The sequence below is a fragment of the Bradyrhizobium sp. UFLA01-814 genome, assembly GCF_046718885.1.
GTDB lineage: Bacteria > Pseudomonadota > Alphaproteobacteria > Rhizobiales > Xanthobacteraceae > Bradyrhizobium > Bradyrhizobium elkanii.
In genome coordinates, this window is the sequence record NZ_JAQOSR010000007.1 from 39,585 (window position 1) to 63,455 (window position 23,871).

24 protein-coding genes and 1 pseudogene are annotated in these 23,871 nt (G+C 62.7%); 8 read left to right on the top strand and 17 right to left on the bottom strand.

Going from position 1 to position 23,871, the window contains the following annotated elements; genetic code table 11:
* Nucleotides 1-6 precede the first annotated feature (6 nt).
* From PMN64_RS03725 to PMN64_RS03740, 4 genes are all read right to left on the bottom strand, one after another.
* Nucleotides 7-258 carry a helix-turn-helix transcriptional regulator gene (locus PMN64_RS03725; protein WP_411779757.1) on the bottom strand — a complete coding sequence of 84 codons (252 nt, stop codon included), beginning with the start codon at nt 256-258 and terminating at the stop codon, nt 7-9.
* A gap of 204 nt (nt 259-462) precedes the next feature.
* Nucleotides 463-972: a DUF2285 domain-containing protein gene (locus tag PMN64_RS03730; RefSeq protein WP_411779758.1), complete on the bottom strand. Its 510-nt coding sequence runs from the start codon at nt 970-972 to the stop codon at nt 463-465.
* A gap of 67 nt (nt 973-1,039) precedes the next feature.
* Entirely contained in the window at nt 1,040-1,249 is a 210-nt protein-coding gene (locus tag PMN64_RS03735) for a transcriptional regulator domain-containing protein (RefSeq protein WP_411779759.1), read from the bottom strand.
* Between the two features lie 135 nt (nt 1,250-1,384).
* Nucleotides 1,385-1,648, bottom strand: coding sequence for a DUF2285 domain-containing protein (locus tag PMN64_RS03740; protein WP_411779760.1), 264 nt, complete (start codon nt 1,646-1,648; stop codon nt 1,385-1,387).
* Nucleotides 1,649-1,877: 229 nt separating this feature from the next.
* Here PMN64_RS03740 and PMN64_RS03745 point away from each other — a divergent pair, with 229 nt between their 5' ends.
* Together PMN64_RS03745 and PMN64_RS03750 are read left to right on the top strand one after the other, a co-directional pair.
* Nucleotides 1,878-2,111: a helix-turn-helix domain-containing protein gene (locus PMN64_RS03745; protein ID WP_411779761.1), complete on the top strand. Its 234-nt coding sequence runs from the start codon at nt 1,878-1,880 to the stop codon at nt 2,109-2,111.
* A 167-nt stretch (nt 2,112-2,278) separates the two neighbouring features.
* Nucleotides 2,279-2,692 (top strand): hypothetical protein, encoded by a 414-nt coding sequence (locus PMN64_RS03750; protein WP_411779762.1) that lies wholly within the window; start codon nt 2,279-2,281, stop codon nt 2,690-2,692.
* Between the two features lie 230 nt (nt 2,693-2,922).
* Here the strand turns inward: PMN64_RS03750 and PMN64_RS03755 are convergent, their stop codons facing one another.
* From PMN64_RS03755 to PMN64_RS03770, 4 genes are all read right to left on the bottom strand, one after another.
* On the bottom strand, nt 2,923-3,651 hold the full coding sequence (locus tag PMN64_RS03755) for a class I SAM-dependent methyltransferase (protein WP_411779763.1): 729 nt from the start codon (nt 3,649-3,651) through the stop codon (nt 2,923-2,925).
* A 600-nt stretch (nt 3,652-4,251) separates the two neighbouring features.
* Complete coding sequence (locus tag PMN64_RS03760; RefSeq protein ID WP_411779764.1) at nt 4,252-4,578, bottom strand: DUF736 domain-containing protein; 327 nt, start codon at nt 4,576-4,578, stop codon at nt 4,252-4,254.
* Nucleotides 4,579-5,172: 594 nt separating this feature from the next.
* Nucleotides 5,173-5,613 carry a hypothetical protein gene (locus PMN64_RS03765; protein ID WP_411779765.1) on the bottom strand — a complete coding sequence of 147 codons (441 nt, stop codon included), beginning with the start codon at nt 5,611-5,613 and terminating at the stop codon, nt 5,173-5,175.
* Nucleotides 5,614-5,761: 148 nt separating this feature from the next.
* Entirely contained in the window at nt 5,762-5,926 is a 165-nt protein-coding gene (locus PMN64_RS03770) for a hypothetical protein (RefSeq protein WP_411779766.1), read from the bottom strand.
* 318 nt (nt 5,927-6,244) lie between these two features.
* Between PMN64_RS03770 and PMN64_RS03775 the strand changes: the two genes are divergently transcribed.
* The gene (locus PMN64_RS03775; protein ID WP_411779767.1) at nt 6,245-6,454 is read left to right on the top strand and encodes a hypothetical protein; all 210 of its coding nucleotides are present in this window, start codon (nt 6,245-6,247) and stop codon (nt 6,452-6,454) included.
* A gap of 352 nt (nt 6,455-6,806) precedes the next feature.
* Entirely contained in the window at nt 6,807-7,511 is a 705-nt protein-coding gene (locus PMN64_RS03780) for a hypothetical protein (RefSeq protein WP_411779768.1), read from the top strand.
* 38 nt (nt 7,512-7,549) lie between these two features.
* On the opposite strand, the gene PMN64_RS03785 is transcribed toward PMN64_RS03780, so the two are convergent.
* The 7 genes from PMN64_RS03785 to PMN64_RS03815 all read right to left on the bottom strand — a co-directional run bounded on the left by PMN64_RS03785 (nt 7,550) and on the right by PMN64_RS03815 (nt 18,553).
* Nucleotides 7,550-8,485 (bottom strand): DUF2493 domain-containing protein, encoded by a 936-nt coding sequence (locus tag PMN64_RS03785; protein ID WP_411779769.1) that lies wholly within the window; start codon nt 8,483-8,485, stop codon nt 7,550-7,552.
* A 326-nt stretch (nt 8,486-8,811) separates the two neighbouring features.
* Nucleotides 8,812-9,873, bottom strand: a complete 1,062-nt coding sequence (locus PMN64_RS03790) for a toprim domain-containing protein (protein ID WP_411779770.1) — start codon at nt 9,871-9,873, stop codon at nt 8,812-8,814.
* Complete coding sequence (locus PMN64_RS03795; protein WP_411779771.1) at nt 9,873-14,201, bottom strand: strawberry notch-like NTP hydrolase domain-containing protein; 4,329 nt, start codon at nt 14,199-14,201, stop codon at nt 9,873-9,875. The genes PMN64_RS03790 and PMN64_RS03795 overlap by 1 nt, the downstream gene beginning before the upstream one ends.
* 278 nt (nt 14,202-14,479) lie before the next feature.
* Nucleotides 14,480-14,887 (bottom strand): hypothetical protein, encoded by a 408-nt coding sequence (locus tag PMN64_RS03800; protein WP_411779772.1) that lies wholly within the window; start codon nt 14,885-14,887, stop codon nt 14,480-14,482.
* Nucleotides 14,888-14,986: 99 nt separating this feature from the next.
* Nucleotides 14,987-17,116 (bottom strand): ParB/RepB/Spo0J family partition protein, encoded by a 2,130-nt coding sequence (locus PMN64_RS03805; RefSeq protein ID WP_411779773.1) that lies wholly within the window; start codon nt 17,114-17,116, stop codon nt 14,987-14,989.
* A 97-nt stretch (nt 17,117-17,213) separates the two neighbouring features.
* A complete protein-coding gene (locus tag PMN64_RS03810; RefSeq protein ID WP_411779774.1) occupies nt 17,214-17,606 on the bottom strand; it encodes a DUF2958 domain-containing protein in 393 nt (130 codons plus the stop codon).
* A complete protein-coding gene (locus tag PMN64_RS03815) occupies nt 17,603-18,553 on the bottom strand; it encodes an ArdC family protein (RefSeq protein WP_411779775.1) in 951 nt (316 codons plus the stop codon). Before PMN64_RS03815 ends, PMN64_RS03810 begins: the two co-directional genes overlap by 4 nt.
* A 184-nt stretch (nt 18,554-18,737) precedes the next feature.
* On the opposite strand from PMN64_RS03815, the gene PMN64_RS03820 reads away from it, so the two are divergent.
* From PMN64_RS03820 to PMN64_RS03835, 4 genes are all read left to right on the top strand, one after another.
* A complete protein-coding gene (locus PMN64_RS03820; RefSeq protein ID WP_411779776.1) occupies nt 18,738-18,956 on the top strand; it encodes a hypothetical protein in 219 nt (72 codons plus the stop codon).
* A 49-nt stretch (nt 18,957-19,005) separates the two neighbouring features.
* Nucleotides 19,006-19,878 (top strand): DUF6088 family protein, encoded by an 873-nt coding sequence (locus tag PMN64_RS03825; RefSeq protein ID WP_411779777.1) that lies wholly within the window; start codon nt 19,006-19,008, stop codon nt 19,876-19,878.
* Nucleotides 19,875-20,951: a nucleotidyl transferase AbiEii/AbiGii toxin family protein gene (locus tag PMN64_RS03830; protein WP_411779778.1), complete on the top strand. Its 1,077-nt coding sequence runs from the start codon at nt 19,875-19,877 to the stop codon at nt 20,949-20,951. The genes PMN64_RS03825 and PMN64_RS03830 overlap by 4 nt, the downstream gene beginning before the upstream one ends.
* 855 nt (nt 20,952-21,806) lie before the next feature.
* Nucleotides 21,807-23,510 (top strand): recombinase family protein, encoded by a 1,704-nt coding sequence (locus PMN64_RS03835; RefSeq protein WP_411779779.1) that lies wholly within the window; start codon nt 21,807-21,809, stop codon nt 23,508-23,510.
* Here PMN64_RS03835 and PMN64_RS03840 read toward each other — a convergent pair.
* Nucleotides 23,492-23,575 (bottom strand): annotated as a pseudogene (locus PMN64_RS03840) (acyl-CoA thioester hydrolase); the annotation flags it as partial. The gene PMN64_RS03835 and the pseudogene PMN64_RS03840 overlap by 19 nt on opposite strands.
* On the bottom strand, nt 23,572-23,868 hold the full coding sequence (locus PMN64_RS03845) for a type II toxin-antitoxin system RelE/ParE family toxin (RefSeq protein ID WP_411779780.1): 297 nt from the start codon (nt 23,866-23,868) through the stop codon (nt 23,572-23,574). The pseudogene PMN64_RS03840 and the gene PMN64_RS03845, both read right to left, overlap by 4 nt.
* Between the last annotated feature and the right edge of the window lie 3 nt (nt 23,869-23,871).

The following is a 23,871-nucleotide window of genomic DNA, read 5'->3' on the forward strand; positions in this document are numbered from 1 at the left end:
GTTGCCTTAGCGGTGCGCGTGGCCGGCGGCGCGGGCCTCGACGTAGCGCGGATCGGACGTCGAACTGCAGGCGGCCTGATCCGCCCAGGCTTCGAGATCGCCGATGGCGTAGACAACGCGGCCGCCGAGCTTGCGGAAGGTTGGGCCGTTGCCATGGCAGCGGTATTTCTCCAGCGTGCGCGGCGAGAGGCCAAGCAGGCGCGCGGCCTCAGGGGTGCGCACGTAGCGCGTGGTGAGCTGCGCGGTCCGGTCGAGCATGGGAGATCTCCGTCTTGTCTCGAAGCGCCGCGGCCAAGTCGCGGCATGTCGGGGCCAGAGTGGCGGAGAGTTCAGGCGTTGGGGGTGGACGAAAATTTTCGCAGATGCGTGTCCCCCGCGTCGCAATCAGACGAAGCGAGGCGTAACCAGCGGGGCGCGGGTTGGCGTCATCACGGCGGTTGCTTAGAGGCGTCGACGGGCCGGTCAGAGGCCGCACAAAAGTTTCAGATACCCCCGTTCGACCAAGGTGATTGAATCATGAACGAGCCTGGTCGCCTTACGGCGGGCATGCGAATCCTTCCACTCGACCGAACGGCGCTGGGCGTGGTCGGAGGCGAGCACCTTCGCTGCCACGTCTCGTGGGCCGCCGCCCAAGTCGTGAACGTCGAAGGCGTGAAGGAGCTGGATCAAACGCCGCCTTTGAAACGATGTCAGCCGCAAGGCCGCCGGCAGAAGACCGATACGCTGGTCCCCAAGGCGGCGGACCAAATGTAGCGCCACCTCAAGTCGCAATTCGGACATGCTGTCGAGCGGCAGAAGCACAGCGGGACGGCGCGCCGCCTGTTCGTCCGGCAAGCGAATATGGAGTTCACCAGATTCGTCTGCGATCACCAGCTCACGCCCGTCGGCATCCGTCCGCTCGACGAGCGGCAGCCCGAGGACGTTGCGATCGAAGGATGTGGTGGTATCGAAGCCGGACGGCGCCGGCGCCAAGATCAGCGTTCCCGGTGATACCTGGGGGAGCCATAGGGCTGGTTCGAGCCCAACCGGAGTGCCTGGGTCATGGGCGAAACCGCAACCCCCAACGACGTGCAAGTTCGGAACGGACAGTCTCGGGATCAACGCCGCCGCGCGCGATCTGATGCTGTGTGCGGGCGAAGTCGCGGCGGTACTCAGCATTGCGGCGCAGGAACTCAAGGGCGAAGCCCGGGCGCTCGAGCCGCTTCAGGCGCTCAATCGTCTCCGGCGAGCGCCAATACTGTGTGGGCATGGGGTGTATCCTCTTGCTTTTCTTGTTCTGTCGTCCCGAAGGACGGACACACCACCGTCTCGAAAGACAGTCCGGCAAACTAGACCCGTAGGTTGCATCACCTACGATCACAATTTGCGTGACTGTCGACCGCGGTCACTGCATCCGCGGCTCGAACAGATGCCGATATCCGGCTTCCGTCATCCAGCGGGCGCGCGCGAGATGGCTATCATGGACGATTTTGGCACGGTCTGGTTCTCGGGCAGGGTCGAGACCGAAAATCACCTGGACGACCTCACGCCAGTCGGCGCCCTCTTCTTCAGCCATTAATAGCTGAATATAGATCGCGAGATTTTTCTCGTCGTAGGCGTTCACACGATCGGTTTGTGGCGGCTGGTCCTGAAACGGCGCTTCGTTCATTGCAATCATTTCCCCCTCAGCATCAAAGCAACACTAGACATTCATTTGGGTGCGGAACTTTGCAAGCTGCGAATTGTCACGCGACCTTCACGCGATGCGCAGACTGCATCGCGGTGCTCCCCCCAAACGGCAAACATGCCTTGGGCAGAGCTTATGAATAGCATGGCGCTGCACGAATCGGAACGATCGTTCCTGGAACGATAGTTCCGATATTGGTTCCCTTGTCGCCATGGATCTCAAGGAGGTCATGGCGATCAATCTGCGTCGGAGTCGTCATGTGAAGAAGATGACGCAGGAAGAGTTGGCCGATCGCGCCGGACTGAGTGTCCGTTACGTTGGCGCAATCGAGCGTGCCGATGTGTCGGCCAGCGTGACGGTGCTGGGCCGAATCGCAGAGGCGCTGGGCGTCGAAGCAACTGACCTGATTAGGCGAACGACGGTTCATTCTCATCGTGCGCGATAACAAGATGCGTTTGTGCTCGAAGGTGGCACTAACACATTGGGAATCATCTCGACGTTGCGTCACGCATAAGTGGATAGGCCGGCTTCACGCAAATCTGATCTGTCTCCAAAGAACGCTTGCTCTGGTCCAATGGACGAAGGCGTAGTTGGCGAGATGGAGTAGGTGCAATGACCGCCCTGTACGAGCACTTGCCAGTCGATATCCGCGAAACGGTAGACGCCTATGTCGCGGATCTCAGGCCCCACCCTTGGCGAACTCGGTTCTTCGCACTGATTGACCTTCTAGAAGAGAAATTGGAGTCTAGAGCCGAGCCAAAGCCCTGGCGCCTGATCCAACAATGGACAGGCATCGTGACGGCGACGTTGGAACACTTGCGGCCCGACAGTTCGGTCGTCGAATGCCTAGGGCTGATGAGCATCAGCTTCAACGAGCAGTGGCGCGCTCAGGCGCTCGGCCAGATCGAACGCGATCCGACGGTGCTGGACCGGCTCGTCGCGATCTGTCCCGACTGGGAAGACATCGTCGATAGCGTTTTAGAGGCCCATCAAAGACGGCCGATCAAACCGGGACGCGGGCGCTGATCTGTTACGCCCTCCCCACTCGCGTCGTCACGGCCAACGAAACGCCTTCGGAGCCCTGAGCTTGGCAATACCTCGCCCGGACTAGCCGGACGTCGCATGGCCATTATGGCGATATCTGCATAACGCGCACAATGGCCAAAGGGATTCGAGAAACTACTGATCGACGCAATGCAGCCATTGACGACAAATACGCCGAACGGCCCGATTTAGCCTACATCTGACTTTGAATGCTACCGTTGCGCGGAAACAAGAAGCATCATCGGTCGCTCCAACTCTTCCTCCAGCTCTGGCGTTTGTGTGATCTGCTCGGGAGACGGGGCAAACTCTTCGACGGCAAGGATCCGGAAGCCTGAACGGATCAATGTGGTGAGCGTCGTGCCGATGGTCCGGTGATACTTGATCACGCCTTTCGCAAACCAGTCGGTCTGGCGCTCTCCTTCGATCGAGTAGCCATTGACCAGCCACGTCTTGCGCCCCTCCTCGTCGGCGATCCACTGCGGATGGACCGCTGCCATGAAGATCGGATGCTCGATGGTGAATACCATATGCGCGCCCGGCACGAGCGCCTGGTGGACCATGCGGACGAGACGGCTGAAATCCCTGATATAGTGGAAAGTGAGTGCACTGTAGGCGAGATCAAAGGCTGCCCCTGGCAACTCCACTGTCTCCAGGTCTGCAATCCGGTATTCAATTTCTGGATCGTGGGTATCTGCCTTTGCCCGGCTGATCATGTTTTCGGAGAGGTCCAGGCCAAGCACCGAGGTTGCGCCTTGCTTGCGCATCCAGCGCGATGTCCAACCAAAGCCGCATCCCAGATCGACGACGCGCTTGCCGGAAATCGTCGGCAACATCGCACGTATGGAAGGCCATTCGGGCGCACCGTCCAGGCCGCGAATCTGTCTTGGAAGCTGACTGTAACCGGCGAAGAAGTCCGGATTGTCGTAGATATTCTGTGCCATGATGTTCTCCATCTGGTTAGACGGAACGAGGCACATTCACAAAACGGAAAACCTCGTCCGCATGGGGCGAGGCCAAAGTTGGCGATACGCTTGATGAGTTAGCGTGGTCGGCATCCCGGCATCCCGCCTGTGGGGATACCGGTAAACCGGGAGACAATGTGGGTGTCCTTGTCGACCATGGCGTTGAACATCCCTTATTCAGTTGTGCTGGTCAAGCTATAGCGGGTCAATCAGAGTCAACAAAACTCTTGCGCGCGACATTATCGGGCAATCATCTCCGCGACTCCGACGCCAGCCCGATTGTCGCGCGCTTCAGCCCAGATTGTCGCAGTATGGCGCGCTCTGGCGCTTGGCCAGATCGAACGGGATCCCGCGGTGCTGGACCGACTCGTCGCCATCTGTGGAATGACATTGGCGAAAGCGTGTTGGAGGCCAATGAAAGACGGCCAATCAAACCGGAACGGGCTCACCGTCGTTGATCGGAATCTGCTACGCCGTCGACACCTGCGCCGTCGCCACCGCCGGAAAGGTCCGCGCGCCCAGCCCTTCAACATGGCGATGCCCCGCCCGGACCAGCCGGGCGAGGCATTTTGGGTCGGGTCAGTCGCCGTTGCGACGGCTGGGGCGGGACCAGATCAGGCTGAAGCCCTCACCGCCCTCGTCGTCGAAGAGGTTGGCGAAGATCGGAGCCGTGAAGCTCGGATCGTCGAGCTTGAGACCGAGATAATCGCGGCCCTCGTTGGAGCGCTTGGACCAGCCGGCCCCGATCTCAACTCGGCCGACATAGACCCGGTGGCTGGGTGCATTGTCGCCCGAGCGGCTGGTTTCGGGGACGATCCGGACGTTCCTCGCCTGGAGCGAGAGGGTGACGATTTCGCCGGTGAACTCGTTGTTGCCGGTCTTCTTGAAGGTGCCGATGGTCGCCATGGTAGTTCTCCTTGATCTCTGTTTTCCGAGCCCGCACCTTGCGGCCTCGATGGTGATCGACAGGGCCGGAGGCGATCGACGGCGCACCCCGAAGGGGCTCGACAGCAAAGGAGGAGCTTTCTTGTCTCGCGAGGAATGACGGCGCAGCCGGCAGGGGAAGAAAGTTGTGACGCCGCTGTTGCGCCATAGGCGGTCGAGGCGTCAGCCGGCCTTCGGCCAGATCAATCCATCGAAGAGGCCGTTCGGTGCGCTCGATCTAAACAGAGCTGGCATCAAGGAGAACGTGGCGACGTATGCGCCAACTTGGGATCCGGCAAGAGAACGGGCGAACGAAACCTCCCCGCGTGAACCGAAAACGGGCAGTTGCTTCCACGAACATTGCTCGGCGGCACGCCCCCACCTATACCAGTCGGCATTGCACCGTGGCCTGGCCGTGGCTGAGCCCACCATCGCTCACGGGTGCCTCGCGCTGGGCTCGAGCGACGATCGGTCTGAGCTTCGCCGCTCCGATCAACACCACGCCTTCACACGGCGACGGCCGCGTAGCTATCGAAAGTATGATCTGGTCCCGCCTCGTCTTCCGCTGAGACGGGATCAGTCTCGTACCAAGCCTTGTCCGGCTGGTCCGGGCGCGGCCACGCCTGTGAAACGCAGGAACGCCGTGACGCTGACCGCGATGGCGCCGACGACCGAGATGATCATCTGCCAGGTCGCCGACGGCATCACCATTTGAGCGATCCCATGCGTGGCGCTGTAGCCGGCAACGGTTGCCGGCGCGACGAAGAGGAGAATGAGCAGCAGTCGCAACCACGTCCACGGTACGAAGCCGAGCGCGAATTGTCCGACGCCGAAGGTCGCGCCACCGGCCGAAAGACCGATCAACATACCACCGAGCAAACCGGCGCCGGTGTCGAAGGCCCAGATGCCAACCGTCAGGCCGACAAAGAAAGGCAGCGCAAAGACGGCAAGCGTGAACATGAGCCAGCACAAGAAGCCGATGCCGACGATGACGAGCGGTGGTCCAAGGATCATCATGGTGGTCTCCGCGAGATACAATTCTGACGGTCGCGTCTTCCACCACCACCACGGCGCAAGCCGGAGCATAGCCGAAAGGGAATGTGATCGGGAGCGGAAATCCGAAAGGACTTCCGCTGGCGAACCGGCACGCTACGGCATTCCCTCCTCATGGAAAGGGATCGAATTCGTGGACGACGGCAGCAGGATCGCCGTCGTATTCGGCGGCCGGCATGACGCCGTATCCGCCGGTGCCGGCCCGGAAGATGACGACGCAGACCATGAGGGTGGCGGCGAGGCTCCAGCCATTGGCGAAAGCGAGAGACTGAGACATTGATCCGGCTCCTGTGCTGTGGCGGGCGCCATCCCCGCGCGACAGGCGCCCGATGTGTCCGGCCAGGGGCCGCAATCACCGCGTAGGTAAAGGCGAAGTGGCGGCACGCTTCAGCGTAAGCCGACCCCTCGCGGGTTGATGGCGTCAGGCTCCTGGCCGGACCAAGGATCAGCGCCATGGAAGCGGGGTGGCGTCTGCTGGCAGGAGCCGTGTCCAAGCCCACTGTCGATTGCGGCCGAAGCCTCGTTCTCCTCACGGTACGCCAACCGTTCGGCTAAGCTGCGCTTACGGGTCGACACGATGGCTGAGGTGGGCGCCATGGCAGAGTTCACGGGACGCGAACTGCATCTGGTGAAGAAGGCGCTTGCCATTGCAGTGCTGGCTATTGAAAGGCAGCCGGGACCGTTTCAATCGACGTCTGACCAGAATGACATGAAGGCGCTGCTTGACGGGCTGATCGAGAGCGATACCGAGCTGGCCTTCTATGCGCGCGCTGCACGGATCGCCGCTACTGGCGAGCCGGACTGATTGGGGCCAATCGCCAATACGGGCAGTCCGCCTCCTGGCCGCGTTAGCGATTGAAGCCGAATGGCGGAAACACGGCAACGTCGTGGTTCCGGCGCAGCCGAAAGCGCGGCCCGTAGGGCAACGCACAGGTATTGACGTTCGACGGAAGGGAAGCGTTGTAGCCGGACGTCTACCCTCTGTAGCATCATGGACGACTACCGTAGTAAAAGAGAGCGCCTGCGATTTTTTAGACTTGTCCTGATATTATTTGTCGAGGCATTGCGATTCTTACGGTGGCTGACTTCCCGCCTACGTCTGCAGCCCGAAGTCGTCACGACCATTCGAGCCTCAACAGGCAGAACGAGGACGCGATATGGGAGAGATCAATATCCCCCGTGATCAACAAGATGCCCTTGCGGCGATCGATACCAACGAGCTGGACAGGGTTATCGAGCAAGCCATCCGCGGGGAACGATTGGGTGATTTGCACCGTCTCCCTCTCACGGGCTGCGGCCCCTACATTGCAAAGCAACTCCATTCCTTGGAACAGGCCTTGACGGAACACCGCGAAGCCAAGGCGCCACGAAAGCGCGCGGAAACAGCAGACACCCTCCGACGCGCGGGCCGTGACCTATCCTTCGCAGTTGCGGCTATGAAGCGCCGGATGGAAACGGAACAGAAGGATGGCCAGCTCTTCCACGTCGATGACCAGATCATACCGCCCTACCGCTTTGACAAACGCCTGAGTGTCAGAGTGAGCTATCGGTGGCGCCGGACCGGCGATGACGAGTGGAGGCTCGGCAGCATAACCTTCGTCCATGACGTGGATCCACGTCCCGACTATACGACTCCTGCTCCCAAGCGAAAGCCGAGCGCTGCCAAACAGGAGCAGGAACGACAGTCCAAGCTGTATCAAACGTGGGAGCACCTGAAGAGAGGAGCGCTCTATTCGGTCAGGGACTATTTTAGAGACGGTGGTGACGGAGACAAGATCCCGAAAACATTCCAGGCAACGGTCGATTCACAAACCCGCGAGCTGAACAACTACAGCACTCAGTTCTGGCGCCAGCAACCTTGAATTCCTTCGTCTATCCGGAGGACTGAAGGTGGCGGCGCTTAAGCGCCGCCCGTGCCGAAGCTCCAAACCGGGATGCCGAGCTTTTTGGCCTTGTCGGCGAGATTGTCCTGAATACCCGTGCCTGGGAAGTGCAGGACGCCGATCGGCAGCTCGTGGAGCATTGCGTCATTGCGCTTGAACGGCGCGGCCTTGGCGTGCTTCGTCCAGTCAGGCTTGAAGGCGATCTGCGGGACCTTGCGATTGTCGGCCCATTTGGCCGCAATCAGCTCGGCGCCCTTTGGCGATCCGCCGTGCAGCAGCACCATGTCCGGGTGCTTGGCGTGGACCTGGTCGAGCTTGGACCAGATCAGCCGGTGGTCGTGGAAGTCGAGTCCGCCGGTCAGCGCCACCTTCGGCCCTGCGGGCAGAAGCAACTGGTTGTCGGCGCGCTTCTTCGCGGCCAGGAAATCGCGGCTGTCGATCATCGCGGAGGTCAGATTGCGGTGGTTGACCTTCGACCCATTGCGCGGCCGCCAAGCGGAGTGGGTCTGACGTTCGAACTGGTCAGCGGCCCGGTCGCGCATCAGCTCAAAGGCGTTGCGTCGCTCGATCAACGTCTGCCCTTCTGCCGTCAGTCGTTCCAGCTCGACGGATTTGATCTCGCTGCCGTCCTGCTCCCGCTGAGACCGCTGCTGCGCCAGCTCGTTGTCGTCGAGCTCGCGCTCGATCCTGTCGATGGCGCGATGGAAGACGTTCGCCGTCGACCAGAGCAGGTCTTCGAGGTCGGGCTCAAGGCGGGTATCGCCCAGCGCCACCACCAGGGCATCGAAGATGTCGGCGATGCTGCCGGCGAGAACGTTTGCTTCGGGAAGCGGCCGGGGATCGGGCTCGTCGTGGAAGGGTCTGTAGCCATGGAGCTGGAGTTCCTGGAGGACCTGGTCGGTCGGGGATGAGCCGTGGTGCGGCTCGAAATCATCATTGTGGTCCGTGGTCATTGCGGCTTTCCTTCGGTGGATTGACCGCGCCCATCGCGGCCTTCATGGCGACGAAGGCGGCGGGCGGAACGGACTTGCACCCGCAGCGCAGCGAAAGGCCGAAGCGAAGCGGAGGACCGAAGGGGGCCGACTATTTTGCCTCGCGATGTAAAGGCGGCTCTGCCGCCGACGGAAAATAGTCGGCCCACGAGGTTGCCGGTCCGGGCCGCTTGCCGCCCGATCGCCCTCTCAGAAGGCCGTGGGCGCGGTCCTCTTCGACGAAGAGGGGAAGCATGGCCATCGACCCTGTGGTGGGGGAACTGCCGCGCCCCCTCCCCCCGTTCCGGCTATGCCGCCAGCTCCATAAAACGCGCGACGTCCTGCGCCGCGATCTGGACCCGACTGATTGCGCGAAGCCTGTCGATCCCGAGCAGGCGGAGATCTTCATTGAAGTCGCCAAGCCGTGGCGAGATCACGATCGCTTCGATCCTGGCCTCCTGCGCCCGGTCGATCAACGTGGCCATCGCGCCGTCACCGGCTGGGTCGTCGTCGCGAGCGATGTAGAGCCGGCGAAGCGCATCCGGGAACAGGATTGCGGCGAGATGCGCGGCGGAGAGCGCTGCAACCACCGGCATGGTGGGGAGGACACATCGCAGAGACAGCATCGTCTCGATGCCTTCGCCGGCCGCCATCACCTCGCCCGCCACGCCAAATCGAACTGCGTGACCGAGGAGGTCGCCCATCGCTCGTCGCGGCGTGTCGATCGGCGCTTTGCCGAGCGTCGCCTCGCTGAAACCGTCCGGGTCGAGCCAGGTGCGATGCGCGCCGGTCAGGTGGCCCGAAAGATCGGTGACGGCGGCAATCATCGCCGGCCAGGTCTCGGTCGCACAGTGCTCGTCGGGCCGATAGTAGCAACTCGGGTGAAAGCGCAGACTTCCGGTTTCGTGCAAAGCCGTAATGCCGCGATTGCGGAGATACGATTCTACGAGTGTGCCCACGATCGACTGCGACATGCCGAACAGTCGCCGCGCCGCCTGTGGTGATCCGAGGGGCGCGGGCGATTTTCTCGATCGGAGGCGATTTGGCTCGGGCTCCAGTTCTGGACGCGGCAGACTCAGAAAGCGTCGTGCCTCATTGGCGACATCGCGAAAGTCGATGAAACCGCAGCTTTCGCGAATCACATCGAGGAGATCGCCATGTTCGGCCGAGGCGGCATCGGTCCACTTGCCGGCCGGTCCCTTAGCGGACTCCTTGAGCCGCACGAACATCGAGCGGCCGGGCGTATTGCGAACGTCGCCCACCATCCAGTAACGGCCCTGGCGCTGCCCATTAGACAGGTAATGGCGGCACACCGCCTCGGCGTCACGCGCGAGACGGCGGGCCAGGTCGGAGGCGTCGTGGCGGGCCATCAGGCGGCCTCCCGTTCGCCGATGCGCTCGACCGGATAGTGGTCGAGCACCTTCGCCAACACGGCGGCGCCGGTCGCATCTGATGGCACGAACATGCGCAGCTTCCATGAGATGATCTCGCTGAAGAGGCCGTAGGCGCGCAGCCGGTCACGCATGGTATCAGTGAAGCCGGACAGCTCGATGCGGTGGGCCCCCATCACGCGCACGCGGCGGAGCTGCAAGCCCTGGGCAAGGTCAAGGACGGTTCGGCCCTCCATCAGCGCTGAGTAAGCTTGATCGGGGCTCAAGCTGGTGGTCCCTGCCACGGAAGCGTTCGCCGCCCAGGCCGACGTAACCCTGCGACCGATGATACGCTCGCCCCCGTCGGTCTGAAGCCGATAAACTCGGGTCGAGTCGTTCGGGAGCCGCTTCCAGATCGGCAGCAGCAGGCCGGCGACGATGTAGAGCGTGCTTTCAGCGAACGCCGGCACGTCGGTGACTTCGCCGTTCCATGCGGCGGCAAAAGCCTCGCGCTCGGCCACCTGCCAGTGGCTCTCGTCCACCATCTTGAGCGAAGCATGTTGATGCTCCATCGGGCGGATCAGCCGCACGCGGCGTTCGATCTCGCCGTCATCGAGCATGAGGCTCGGCGCGGGGATCTGCGCCGCGGCCCGGCCCGAGCGCTCGTTGACCAGGAGCACCGCGCGCGAGTCGGCGAGATACTCGATCGCCTGTTCGAGCGTGAGAGGCCGATTGCGGCGGCGCTCGGTGATGGTGAGCAGCCGCGTTTCCGCGCCGGTTGCAGGGTGCGTGTAGATCGAGCGCCGGTTGGTGACGACGAAGCTGTCGGCCTGCAGTGTCTCCAGACCGACGTCGTAGACGCCGCTGGCGATGGCACCCTCAACCTTGGCGTTGAGGAGCTGCTCGAAGGCCGTGAACAGCACCCCTTGCAGGTCGATAGTGAGTGCAAGCAACCGGTTCAGGAACGTGGTGATCGGCGGCAAGTCGTCCTTGATGCCGTTCGCGTCCATGAGCTTTAGGCCTGTGGCGTCCTCGAACGTCTGGAGCGAGCAGCCTTCGACCTTGCCGCATACCAGCAGCAGATAGAGCTGGCGCAGCGCATCTCTGGCGTAGTGGCTCTCCAAATTGTCCTCGGGCCGGAACAGGCCCTGGCCGCCGGTCTGGCGCTGGCCGCGCGTGATGGCGCCGAGCGTGTCGAGGCGGCGGGCGATCGTCGATAGGAAGCGCTTCTCCGCCTTTACGTCGGTCGCAATGGGGCGGAAGAGCGGCGGCTGCGCCTGGTTGGTGCGGTTCGTCCGCCCGAGACCCTGGATTGCGGCGTCGGCCTTCCAGCCGGGTTCGAGCAGATAATGGACGCGCAGCCGCCGGTTCCGGGCTGACAGCTCGGCGTGATAGCTGCGCCCGGTGCCGCCGGCGTCCGAAAAGACGAGCACGCGCTTCAGATCATCCATGAACGCGGCGGTCTCTGCGAGATTGGCGGAGGCGGCACGGTTCTCCACGGCAAGGCAGTCACCCTTGCGCACCACGCGCCGCGAACGTCCGGTCACCTCGGCCACCAGATCTGTGCCGAAACGCTGCACGATCTGGTCGAGCGCGCCGGGAACAGGCGGAAGCGAAGCGAGCCGCTCGATCAGCTCGTTGCGGCGAGCAACCGCCTCGCGGCTTTCGACCGGCTGGCCGTCGCGGAAGATGGGCCGGGACGAGAGATTGCCGTCGCTGTCGGTGAAGGGCTCGTAGAGCTGCACCGGGAAGGAATGGGCGAGGTAATCCAGCACGTATTCGCGCGGCGTGATGTCCACGCGCACGTCGTTCCATTCCTCAGTCGGGATCTCGGCGAGCCGGCGCTCCATCAGGGCCTCGCCGGTCGACACGATCTGGATCACCGCGGCATGACCGTCGGCCAGGTCCCGCTCGATGGAGCGGACCAGGGTCGGCGTCTTCATGCTGGTAAGCAGATGGCCGAAGAAGCGCTGCTTGGCCGACTCGAACGCCGAGCGCGCGGCCGACTTGGCCTGGCGATTGAGCGTGCCGGTCTCGCCGGTGATATTGGCGGCCTGCATCGTCGCCTCGAGATGATTGTGGATGACGCTGAATGCGCCGGCATAAGCGTCATAGATCCGACGCTGCTCGTCGGTGAGCCGGTGCTCGACCAGTTCATACTCGACACCGTCGTAGGAGAGCGAGCGGGCGGTGTAGAGGCCGAGCGCGCGCAGGTCGCGGGCCAGGACCTCCATCGCCGCGACGCCGCCCTCCTCGATCGCCTCCACGAACTCCGCGCGTGTGGCGAACGGAAAATCCTCCCCGCCCCAGAGCCCGAGCCGTTGGGCGTAGGCAAGATTGTGGACGGTCGTGGCGCCGGTCGCCGAGACATAGACGACGCGGGCGTTGGGCAGCGCATGCTGCAGGCGCAAGCCCGCACGGCCCTGCTGCGAGGGGGCGACATCGCCCCGCTCGCCCTTGCCGCCGCCGGCATTCTGCATGGCATGGCTCTCGTCGAAAATGATTACGCCGTCGAAGTCGGAGCCCAACCATTCAACAATTTGCCGGACGCGCGAAAGCTTCTCGCCGCGGTCGTCGGACCGCAGCGTAGCGTAGGTTAAAAATAGGATGCCTTCGGTAAGGAGGATCGGCCGCCCTTGGGCGAAGCGCGACAGCGGTGTGACGAGCAAACGCTCCATACCGAGCGCCGACCAGTCGCGTTGGGCGTCCTCGAGTAGCTTGTCCGATTTCGAGATCCAGACCGCCTTGCGCCGGCCCTTCAGCCAGTTGTCGAGGATGATCGCGGCGGACTGGCGGCCCTTGCCAGTGCCGGTGCCGTCACCGAGCATGAAACCGCGGCGGAAGCGGATGGCGTTCGGCGCATCGTCACGCGCGGCCGTGACAAGGTCGAAGGTCTCGTCAACCGTCCAGGCGCCAGCAAGATAGTCGCCATGCGCCTCGCCGGCATAGATCACCGTCTCGAGCTGGGCGTCGGACAAGATGCCGTCGCTGACGAGGTTCGCCGGCAGGCGCGGCCGATAGCTCGGCTTCGGCGGCGCGACCGAGGCCATCGCGGCCGACTGCACCAGCTTGGTCGGGTGCGTCTGCGCGCCGGCAATCCGGATCGACTGCAGCCGGTATTCCTCGTAGATGGCGTCGCTGAGGCGCGCGCCCTCGGGCGGCGTCCAGTCGATCGTCTCATAGGCGAGATCAACGGATTCGGGATCGTTGACCGACGCCTTGGCCGGCTGTGCGGCGGCCCGTGCGAGATAGCCGCGTACAGTACGAGGCGCCGGCGACGCTGACGTGAGAAGCGCGCCGGTCGATGCGACGGTCAGGCGAGGTGGAACGTGTTCGCCGATCCACCGGAGCAGCGTCGCGACGTCGGGCGCCATTCCCGGCGACTCCGGGAACGCGCGCGGATCATCGGCCGGCGCCTTGTCGATAACGGTCAACCGCGTCTCGATCGTCGTGCCGTGCTTGGCATAGACCGCGCCAGCGATCGCGGCGGTGAACACCACGCGGCCGCGCTCCTGCAGCCGGGCGAAGGCATCGCGCCAAGCCGAGGCTTTGGGTGAGACGTTTGCGCCGGTGATCGTGACGAGCCGGCCGCCATCGGCAAGGCGAGCCAAGGCCGAGGCGATGTGACGGTACGCAGTGTCGGCCATGCGGCCGGAAACATTCGCCATCGCCGAGAACGGCGGGTTCATCAGCACGACAGTCGGGACGACGGCGGGATCGAGGTGATCGTCGATTTGGGCTGCGTCGAAGCGTGTGACTGAGATGGCCGGAAAGAGGGAGGAGAGCAACATCGCCCGGGTCTCGGCCAACTCGTTCACGACGAGCGCGCCGCCGGCGATCTCGGCGAGGATGGCGAGCAGCCCAGTGCCTGCGGACGGCTCCAGCACGCGATCCGTCGGCGTAATGGCGGCCGCAGTAAGCGCGGCAAGGCCGAGCGGGATCGGCGTCGAGAATTGCTGGAACGTCTCGCTTTCGGCAGAGCGGCGCGTGTGGGTCGGCAGAAGGCCCGCGATCTTGTCCAAAGCGGAAAGTCGTGAAGCCGGAGAGTCGGCTTTGCGGAACAGCGCCTTCCCGTATTTGCGCAGGAACAGGACGGTAGCGGCCTCACAGGCGTCGTAGGCCAACTTCCAATCCCAGGCGCCCGTCGCATCGGATACGCCGAAGGCCGCTTCCATGGCGGCGCGCAGAATTGCGGCATCGATGCGTCGGCCATGCTCGAGATGCGGGAGAAGCTCCGCGGCAGCGATGATGACGCTGGCGCTCTCGGGAGCGCGGACAGGCGAGATCGGCGCGGCCTGGTCGGCCGCGATCGGGGAACGGTCGGTCATGAAGGAAGCCTTAAGGAGAGCGGGAACAGGCGAGCCGGACGGCGCTCTCTCTTGGACCGCACCGGCTCAAACCCGTTCCGGCCGACCTCTCCCTCTCAGTAGTGTGGCCGTGGCCGACATGAGAAAAGACGCCTCGCCGGCTGGGCGGGGGCGCCTTTCACTGAGCGTTCGTCAATGTCCGAACTGCCAGCATGGCCAAGCAGTATTGCCGCTCGCGGCGGCGACCGCTTTCGTGAGGTAGCTCGCATCGCCTTCGACGACGGTGACGATGTATTGCGTCATGACGCCTCGATCGGATCGTTTTCGCCCGCGAGAATGGCCTCGGCCTTCGCGATGGCAGCGTTCGCCCGTCGGCGCCAAAGCTCGACATCGGCTGAGCCGCCTTCTGGATCATGAGCGAGGATCTTAAGCAGACCGAGCAGCAACTCGAAGTGATCGGCCTTGCGCTGGACCTGCTCGCCGAAACGTGAGGGGATCGGCAGGGGCCGGCCGATATAGGCGGCGTCGCGGCCTTCCCAGACGCCGGTGACACAGGTGTCGCCGGACGTTTCGACGTCCGACTTCTTGTCGTCCCAGTCCTCGTCGGCAATCGCGAGATCGCAGGCTTGGTCGAGCGTTTCGGCTTCGTAGTTTCGCTGTCGATGGATCGGCAGATGATAGGTCGTCTCGATGGTGAAAAGGGGCACGTGAGTCTCCAGAATGGAAAAAGCCCGGCGCGAGCCGGCCTTTGGGTTGGATTGGCAGTGAGCGACGCGGGACGGCCCGAGCCGGCCCGCATGGTCGCGCTATTCGGCAGCGATCATGTGCGGATCGTCCGCTTCATCGACCGGAGCTTCCTCGTCGTCGGCGCCGAGAAATTCCGGCAGCGCCTCGTCGACCTCTGGCTCCACGGCGTCGACGGCCGCGGGCTGGTCCGGGTCGGCCATCCTCAGGGGCTCGGGCAGCCAGCCGGTCTCGGCCAGGAGGCGTTCAGCCTCCTTGGCCATGTCGCCCTTCTTGAGGTGATCGATGAGCTGGGTCGCCCGCTCGCCGGCGCCTTCGCGCACAGCCTCGAGGATGCGGCGCTTCGGGACCCGGCCGAGATAGTTCTCGGCGGTGGGACGCCAGCCGGATCTCACCATGTCGAGATCGACGGCGCTTGCAATGCGATCGGCCTCAGTGATGCGCTGCTCGACGGTATGCGGCGTGGTGCCGCCACCGTAGCGGTCGCCCTTCTCATAGAGCGCGCTGACGCCGAACGAGGCGCAGTGCGCAAAGAGCGCCGCCTGCTCGTCGCCCGTGAGACCGGTGAGCCAATCCCAGAGGCCCGCCTTGTCCTTCGGCAGGCGCTCCTCCCAGGTCTTGTGGCGCGCGTCGATCGCCTTGGCCGCCGGCGTGTCCTTCAGCCCCGGCGCCTGCACCGGGAAGCTGGCGCTGCGCACCGAGACCTCCATCGCCGTTCCGTAGGAGGAATAGCGGGAGAAGACGTCGAGGCAGAATTTGTGCAGCACCGCCTGGAAGGCGACCGAAGGCGTGATCGCCAGCTTGTCGCGCAGCGCCAGCGTCCGCTCCGCCGTGAGCTCGGTCAGCAGGCGGTCCGGCAACGGCTTCACCGCATCATCGTCCTCGGGCTCCGCAACCTGACCGCCGATGGTGATGACGGCGCGCTGTGTGGCCGATGGTTCGGCGCCGTCCACGACCGCAGCAGCGGGTTCGCCATCCCTGTCCTGCCCCGGCTCGGCCACGGGCACCTCGTCCTCGGGCCGGACATAGCCGCGGTCGACCAAGAGCGTGCCTTCGGCGTCGATGCTGACGAACACGCCCGCGCGGGCGATGTCGGCTGGCTGATAGTTGACGAGCCGATTGTCGAAAGCGGCGAGAGCCGTCTCAATCTCGCCGAGCCGCTGGTCAACCTCGTCGGGCAGCTCGTCCATGCTGTCATGCTCGGATTCGAGCCTGGCATATTCGGCATTGAGCGCCTCGATGGTCGACTGCTCTTCGGCCGTGAGATCGGCGGGCTCGCCGCCCAGCTCGCGCAAGCCACGGGTATGCCCGTAGGGGAAGTCGACCCCGACCTCGATCCACTTCCAGCCTTCGGCAGCGATCGTTTCCGCCTCTGCTTTCAACTTCTCGGCGACCAAGCTGTCAAGCAGAGCGACGTCCTCCAACCAGCCACCGTCGTCGGACTGAAACAGATCGCGCAGCACCACGCCACCAGCCGCCTCGTACGCGTCGAGGCCGACAAACACGGCTCGCCGGTCGGAAGCGCGCACCGTCCTCTCTGTCAGCATGCGGCGGATCTGATAGGGCTCCTTCTGCCAAGAGCCGGAGATAGCCTGCCAGACCTGCTCCTGGCGAGCATGCTCCGTGGTGACAGTGAAGGCTATCAACTGTTCGAGTGACATGCCGTCCTCGGCATAGACGTCGAGCAGAGCGGGCGAGACAGAGGCGAGGCGCAGGCGCTGCTTCACCACGTTGAGAGAGGTGAAGAAGGCAGCGGCGATGTCTTCCTCGGTCCGGCCCTTCTCGCGCATAGCCTGGAAGGCTCGAAATTGGTCGAGCGGGTGGAGCGGAGCTCGCTGGATGTTCTCGGCAAGCGAGTCGTCCTCGGCGAGAATGTCGGTCGCGGAATCTCGCACGACGCAAGGCACCGGCGCACTCTTGGCGAGGCGCTTCTGCTTCACCAACAGCTCCAACGCCCGATAACGGCGCCCGCCGGCCGGAATCTCGAACATGCCGGTCTCTGCGCCTTCGGCGTCGAGGACCGGCCGGACGTTGAGGCTTTGGAGCAAGGTACGCCGGGCGATATCCTCGGCAAGCTCCTCGATGGAGACGCCGGCCTTCTCGCGCCGGACGTTCGACTGGCTGAGTACCAGTTTGTTGAAGGGAATGTCGCGCGAGGACGACAGGGTGATCTTCTGAACGGCAGCAGTCATCGGGGTAGTCTCCGCGGCGGGCAGCCGAGAGCCTCTCTCGGTCTCCAACCCGCCGCGAAAACCGGCGCAGCCCTCTCCCTCTCTTCTCTCGATGCCCTCACAAGGTCACGGGAAGAGCGTCACTTGCCCTCGCGTTGGACCGCACAGCGGCGTAGAGCATGCGCTCCGCCGCCCGTATGCTGCCGGTCTGCTGCGCTGCCTCGACCCAAACTGAAATCGGAACCATGCCCTCGAAGAGAAGGTCGCGTTCGATTGCCATGTCGAACGGCAGACGGACTGCCGTCATCTCCGCCAGGCTGAATGATCCCAGTTCAGGTTCGCCGAGATCGGCCAGGCCGAACAGAGTATCTCCGTCGGAGTCGAGCTCGGTCGCAAGCCAGACTCCTTCACCGAGCGGGTTGAAGAATTTGACCACGGGCACATGGTCGGCGTCAGGCTCACGGCCGTTGGCGAGCAGGCGCTCGCGCATCTCGGGAGTGAGGAGGATCATGCCGCCCTCCTGTCGATGCCGGGCCGGGTCTGGTCGTCGGCCGGCAGGAAACCGAGAATCCAATTGGCCGCCTTGCTGGCCTGAGAGGCGGCGCGGACCACGGCGCGATTGTCCTCGCGTAGCACCTCGAGCCAGGAGCCGATGTAATCGGCGTGCCGGACGGTCGGCACGATGCCGAGCGAAGCGCAGCAGAAGGCCGCGTTCATTTCGGCCACCAGTTCCTCGAACGCATACTTCTTGGTGCCGAAGCTGCCGGTGAGATCGCGGCCGAGCCTTGAGGCATGGCCGGTGGCGTGGCCGAGTTCGTGCAGGGCCGTGCGATGCCAGTTGATCGGCTCGAAATAGGCGTGCGGCGGTGGTACCATGACGAAGTCGGCGTCCGGCGCGTAGAAGGCGCGATTGCCGCCGATCCGAAAATCGATGGCGGTGGCCCGGATCAGCGCCTCGACCTGCGGCTCGATCAGGCCCGGCGGAGGTGGCGGCGCGATGATCGCCACGTCCTCGGGCAGGCCCTCGCACTGCGCCGCATTGAAGGCGGTGAACCGTTTCAGGAACGGTATCGTGGCGGCTTCTTCGCCGGTCTCACGTGCGCGCTTCTTCTCGTCGTCCGGCACGAAGCGGTCGGCGTAGACGACGGTCGTGCCGTGCTCACCCTTGCGGACGTTACCCCCGAGCGAGAGCGCTTGGCGGAACGTAAGCCAGCTCTGGCCGGGATAGCCATGAATGATGACGGCGCCCCAGAGGATCAGGATATTGATCCCGGAATATTGCCGACCGGTGGCGGCGTTCTTCGGCATGGCGAGCGGCGCCTTCGCCGCAGCCGTTCCCCACGGCTGGACCCAGGGCACGCGGCCGGCCTCCAGCTCGCCGATGATCTTGTCGGTGATTTCATCATAGAGGTTCGCCCGGTTCACGCCGGCACCAGCGGATGTGGTCGTTCTGGACATCGCGGATCTCCGCGACGGGCGCCGGAGGCCTCTCCTCCAGCCTGCAACCCGTCACGGCAAATCCGGTCCGCACTCTGACTCTAAGGTAGTTGCGGGGATCTCCTCGCAGAAGGGGGACGGCCGAGACCACAGGCTCGGCGTAGGGGGAAGGCTTTCCCCTCAAAGCGTATTGCCCGAATTCAGGTTGTCAGTATCGGCGTATTTCCGCTCTTCGGGCCGTTTCGGCCTGTCGATTCATTTCATCCCAACAGAATTGGATCATCCCAACAGAATTGGAGACCTCAATCTTGCGGATATTCATCGTGCAGATAAAGCTCTGAAGGAATCGGTCAGCGTGTCGCAGGCTCTGATTCAGAAGCGCGGGGCCGACCTCGCCGCAGGGGAAGGTGCTTCCCTCAAGTGACTGAGTTGTCCGAAGCTTGTATATCTATTTCGGACAAGGAACTTGTCCTGTGTCCGAAAAAGAGCTACAATTTTCGGACATGAACAGCCACTCGCCCGACCTCAAGACCGTTATGCTTGACCGCATCCGTGCGGACGCGCCGCGGAAGGTCTGGACGCCTAGTGACTTCGTCGACCTCGCCTCGCGGGACGCCGTCGATAAGACGCTGCAGCGGCTGGCGAATGCCGGAACCCTGAGGCGGATTGATCGCGGGCTCTACGATCGGCCTGGCTTCAACAAGCTCACGCAAAAACCTAACCCGCCCGATCCGCGCTCGGTCATCGACGCCGTCGGAAGACGCGACCAAACGCGAATGCTTGTCGACGGCATGACCGCGGCGAACGATTTGGGTTTGACTGACGCCGTCCCGGCCAAAATCGTGGTGCACACCGAGGCGCGTCGTCGCGCGATAAAGCTTGGTAACGTGACGATCACCTTTCGTCCAACCGCGGCCAGCAAGCTATTCTGGGCAGGGCGACCGGCAATGCGAGTTGTCCAAGCGCTTCATTGGCTGCGGGATCTCCTAGCGCGTGAAGGCGAGAGCGATCAGGTCAAGCGTAAGCTCGCTAGGCTTTTCGACGACCCGACGGCGGGATCGCCACTCAAAGCCGATCTCACCGCCGGCATGTCGGCTCTTCCGACATGGATGCGGGTGTTTCTAAAACCGCTCATCGAACCCGATGCCGGCCTTGGGCGCCGGCACAACGATGATCGTGATGATGCCGATCATGGTGGCGCTGATCATGCTCATCACCGACAAAGGAGAGGCGACAGCGATGATGGTCAGCGTCACGCGGCCGTCGCACGTCCGAAGCCGAAACCACGCTCCACGCGGAAGAAGCCAACCGCCAATCGCGGCACAACTCGGAGGGCGAAGGCATGAACCCGGCTTTCGATGAGGTTCTCGCGGCCGGGTCGGACGTGATGTTGAGCGCTTTCGATACGACGGCGCTGCGCCTCGGCACGGCATCCCAGAATATCGAGAAGGACTTTTGGGTCTGCTGGGCGCTGGATGCCTTGTTCCATGGCCTGAAGACGGGAGGACCCCGCCTCCTTTTCAAAGGCGGAACGTCCTTGTCTAAAGGGTTCGGCCTGATCAATCGCTTCTCCGAAGACATCGACGTGACGGTGTTTCGGGATGATATCGGCGAGCCGGCGACCATCGAGGAGCTTGACGCGCTCAGCGGCAAGAAACGTCGGGCGCGGCTTGATGCAATCAAGGACGCCTGCCAAGCCTACATTAATGGCTCGCTGCGCGCTGAGTTGACACAGATCCTCCAGGATCGGCTTCAGGCTGCCGGCCTCGATGCCGGCGCAGCACGCGTGGAAGCCGACGAGGCCGATCCCGACGGGCAGACGCTACTGATCTGGTATCCCACGGCGACGCCGCGGTCGGATTATGTGCGAGCGGCGATCAAGATCGAGTCAGGCGCAAAATCCGCGCTCGACCCAAATAGCGATGTGCCGATCAAACCCTATGTCGACGACGATCTGCCGACGCTTGACCTCACCGTCCCGGCCGTGCGCACCGTCGATCCCGAACGCACCTTCTGGGACAAGGTCGTCATCCTCCACGGGTTGCGCCGCTGGTTCGACCAGCGCGGGGAGCTGCGCGGCGGCGGCCAACGCGTGTCCCGTCACTACTACGACCTGCACCAGCTAGGTCGGAACCCGATCGGCGAAGCCGCTATGGGGGACACAGGGCTCGGCGCGGACTGCGTCGCGCATGCCCGCATGTTCTTCAATCGACCGGATTTCGATCTTGCGAATGCGGCGCCGGGTTCGTTCGCGCTGGCGCCGCATGACGCGATGATCGACCAGCTGCGCGTCGATTACAGAGCCATGCAAGGCATGATCTTCGGCGAACCGCCAAGCTTTGAAGCTGTGCTCGCCAGCATCAGTTCGCTCGAAGCCCGCCTGAACGAGAGCGGAGGGGGCCAACGAGAAGCGCGATGAAGCCGTAAGCGTCCACTCCGACGAATTGCGCCCGCTTTTCCTGAGGCGCGCGCCGCGCCGATCCTACACAGACCACCACGCCAGCGATTGAAAAGAAAATGACGCTCGATATCAGGGGAAGCACCAAGAGATTAGCTCGAACCGATGCTCCCTTTGTCTGACTGCCCGCGAGGTTAAACGCGAGTGCTGGATCGCCGAGCGCAGCGGAAGCCTCCCTGCCCATCAACTCGTCGCCGTCACGCGCAAGTATTTTTACTCCGCTTTGCTTAGCAGATCTGCTCCCGCCCACGACCACCATCGCAGGAGTGCGCTAACGCTCGATTCCGGCATTGATGTACTCGAAGAATCTCATTTTCATTTGCCGCTGTAGCGGCCAACATGAATTGACTCACAGCCCGCAGATCGAGATTTCCGTGAGCGCTTCGAAAAGGCAAAAGTCATGCGCCACCCTGATCCTGCAATGATCCCCGTCGGGTTGTGGCCGCAGCCAACGGAAGCTGTGGCCAAAGGACGATCTAGATCGGATTGTCGCGCCGGCGAAGGTCATGAAACCATGAAAAAATCCTTGCTGGGACGGGAGGGATCGAACCTGGAATCAAGCGCCGCAAGTGATTGCCGCCCGGCTGTAGCGCGGGCCGGCACTTTACGTTAACATCCGCTGGCCAGCTTGTAATGCGTACCCGAATCCGATCGCCTCGGGAGCAAAGGGCGATCATCCGACCGCTTGACCCTTCCCACCCTCAGAGCTGGGACAATCCCGATAATGAGGAAATTTGGCTTGAGCTGGCGCGCGCCATTGGGCGGCAGATTGCACGGGACGAAAAGGATGTCACGGGCAGCCGATAGGGGAACGGCATGATGGCAGCGTCACCCAAAATGAGAGCCGTACTATACGCCCGCTATTCCAGCGACATGCAAAAGGCGACCTCGATTGACGGTCAGCTATTGCTCTGCCGAAAGGTCGCCGAACGCAATAACCTAGATGTCATCGATGAATTCGTCGACGCCGCAAAGTCTGGTCTTACCGAAGATGCGCGGGACGGCTATCAACGATTGCTAAACGGTGTTCGAAACCATGACTTTGACGTGGTCATCGTTGAGCATTTCGACCGCTTGTCGCGCGATCCCGCAACGATCCAGCGCCTAAAGCAGGTTTTCGAGTTCAACGGCGTTGAGCTGATGGATCAGAAAGGCATTTACGCCACCGCTACCGATATCAGCATCGCAAGTCTCTATAACACGATTTACAAGCCGCAACTTGCCGACAAGGTTCGGCGCGGCCATGACAACGCTGTCGCTAACGGAAAAATTCCCGGCTCATACGCGTATGGCTATCGGCCGAGGCCTGGAGCGCCCGGCGAGCGTTTGATCGACAAGAACGAAGCAAAGATCGTACTCCGCATCTTCAAGGAATATGCTTCGGGCCGTTCAACCCGAAATATTGCAGCTGATCTCTCCCGCGAAGGTGTGCCCTCGCCTGGCGCCACCCGTCACAAGAACAAGGCCGGTCGCACCACTTGGAATCATCAGTGCATCACTGGCGGTCGTCATGGTCGCGGCATTATCGGCAACGAGTTGTATATCGGCGAGATACATTGGAACGTTCGCTCGACAATTCTCAACCCGGAAACGCAGAAGAAACAGAAGCGCCGCAATCCGGAAGAACGGCACATCATCGTCAAGAATCCCGAGTTGCGGATCATCCCGCAAGCACTCTGGGATACGGTGCAGAAGGTTCGCAGCGTGCGCGCTGTCCATATGTTCGGGCCGACCGGCAAGCCGCAGCGTCGCTCAATGATTCCGCGCAACAATGAGCACCCGCTTGCCGGTGTCCTCCGGTGCGGCGTTTGCAACGGCCATATGCGAATTGCGCAATCGTCCCGGAATGGCGCGCCGCGCGCCGCATGCGCCAACGCGCATCAGCGAGGTACCTGTGAGCACACCCGTAGCTTTGACATGGACGTTCTACTTGAGGATGTCTCCGTCAAGATCGACGTGAAATTGCTTTCGCCAAAAGCCATTGAAGAGGCGATGAGTGCTTGGCAGGAGGAACGCAAGAAAGATCGAAAAAAAGTTAGCGAACGCACCAACCTCGAGCGTCGACGCCGTACGCTAACTGCCGAGATAGAGCGCCTATCATATGCCATCGCAAACAGCCGTCGTAAACCCGATGAGCTGCTCAAGCGGATCGATGAGTGCGATATGGAGCGAGAAAACGTTGATGCGCGCTTGCGGCTGCTGGGCAACGGCAGCGAGAACGTGATCCCGTTCGACCACCCGAAGTTCGGCGAGCTTTACCGTTCGGAAGTTAAAAAATTGGTCACCGCGCTCAAGATCAATTCGAAAGCGATCGAAACCCGCGTCGCCTTCCGTAACTTGATTGACTGCATTGTGGTGCATCCAGTTCGCAAGCGGATGCCCTACGAATATACGCCCTACCTGAACAGTGCCGCCCTTTGCGGCATGAAGCTTTTCCCTGAAAACCGGCGCAAGGGAGAAGAAGTCGGCATGTTGGCCTACTACGATAACGGCAAATCAGGGAAATCGGTGTCTTCGTAGTAGACACGGACCTGCATATGGTGTCGGCCATCGCGGATCTGGCCGTCGAGAATGGGTGAGGTCATTTCGGAAACTCTCGTTCGATGTCCCTGCGGCCGTCGAGAACGCGAACGATCACGATCCGATCCGTTTCCACCAAATAGAATGCAATGTACCCCTCGATCAACAGTCCGCGCAATGATGGCCGCAGTTCGCTTCGGTCCGGACCAAGCAAGGGAAATTCGCTCAGGTTGTCAAATCGCTCGGACAGGCGAACGAGCATTCGGTCCGCAGCCGCGGGACTGCGGTCTGCGAGATAGGAATGAATATCGAGGATGTCGGAGCGTGCTCGCAGGGAGACAACGATCCGCAGGCTCATGGT

Excerpts from the sequence above, each read along its gene's own strand:
- PMN64_RS03775 (WP_411779767.1), top strand. The coding sequence starts at position 6,245 with ATGGCAGAGTTCACGGGACGCGAACTGCATCTGGTGAAGAAGGCGCTT.
- PMN64_RS03725 (WP_411779757.1), bottom strand. The coding sequence starts at position 258 with ATGCTCGACCGGACCGCGCAGCTCACCACGCGCTACGTGCGCACCCCT.
- PMN64_RS03765 (WP_411779765.1), bottom strand. The coding sequence starts at position 5,613 with ATGATGATCCTTGGACCACCGCTCGTCATCGTCGGCATCGGCTTCTTG.
- PMN64_RS03795 (WP_411779771.1), bottom strand. The coding sequence starts at position 14,201 with ATGACCGACCGTTCCCCGATCGCGGCCGACCAGGCCGCGCCGATCTCG.
- PMN64_RS03750 (WP_411779762.1), top strand. The coding sequence starts at position 2,279 with ATGACCGCCCTGTACGAGCACTTGCCAGTCGATATCCGCGAAACGGTA.
- PMN64_RS03845 (WP_411779780.1), bottom strand. The coding sequence starts at position 23,868 with ATGAGCCTGCGGATCGTTGTCTCCCTGCGAGCACGCTCCGACATCCTC.
- PMN64_RS03770 (WP_411779766.1), bottom strand. The coding sequence starts at position 5,926 with ATGTCTCAGTCTCTCGCTTTCGCCAATGGCTGGAGCCTCGCCGCCACC.
- PMN64_RS03760 (WP_411779764.1), bottom strand. The coding sequence starts at position 4,578 with ATGGCGACCATCGGCACCTTCAAGAAGACCGGCAACAACGAGTTCACC.
- PMN64_RS03835 (WP_411779779.1), top strand. The coding sequence starts at position 21,807 with ATGATGGCAGCGTCACCCAAAATGAGAGCCGTACTATACGCCCGCTAT.
- PMN64_RS03735 (WP_411779759.1), bottom strand. The coding sequence starts at position 1,249 with ATGCCCACACAGTATTGGCGCTCGCCGGAGACGATTGAGCGCCTGAAG.
- PMN64_RS03815 (WP_411779775.1), bottom strand. The coding sequence starts at position 18,553 with ATGTCCAGAACGACCACATCCGCTGGTGCCGGCGTGAACCGGGCGAAC.
- PMN64_RS03780 (WP_411779768.1), top strand. The coding sequence starts at position 6,807 with ATGGGAGAGATCAATATCCCCCGTGATCAACAAGATGCCCTTGCGGCG.
- PMN64_RS03810 (WP_411779774.1), bottom strand. The coding sequence starts at position 17,606 with ATGATCCTCCTCACTCCCGAGATGCGCGAGCGCCTGCTCGCCAACGGC.
- PMN64_RS03785 (WP_411779769.1), bottom strand. The coding sequence starts at position 8,485 with ATGACCACGGACCACAATGATGATTTCGAGCCGCACCACGGCTCATCC.
- PMN64_RS03790 (WP_411779770.1), bottom strand. The coding sequence starts at position 9,873 with ATGGCCCGCCACGACGCCTCCGACCTGGCCCGCCGTCTCGCGCGTGAC.
- PMN64_RS03830 (WP_411779778.1), top strand. The coding sequence starts at position 19,875 with ATGAACCCGGCTTTCGATGAGGTTCTCGCGGCCGGGTCGGACGTGATG.
- PMN64_RS03745 (WP_411779761.1), top strand. The coding sequence starts at position 1,878 with ATGGATCTCAAGGAGGTCATGGCGATCAATCTGCGTCGGAGTCGTCAT.
- PMN64_RS03755 (WP_411779763.1), bottom strand. The coding sequence starts at position 3,651 with ATGGCACAGAATATCTACGACAATCCGGACTTCTTCGCCGGTTACAGT.
- PMN64_RS03740 (WP_411779760.1), bottom strand. The coding sequence starts at position 1,648 with ATGAACGAAGCGCCGTTTCAGGACCAGCCGCCACAAACCGATCGTGTG.
- PMN64_RS03805 (WP_411779773.1), bottom strand. The coding sequence starts at position 17,116 with ATGACTGCTGCCGTTCAGAAGATCACCCTGTCGTCCTCGCGCGACATT.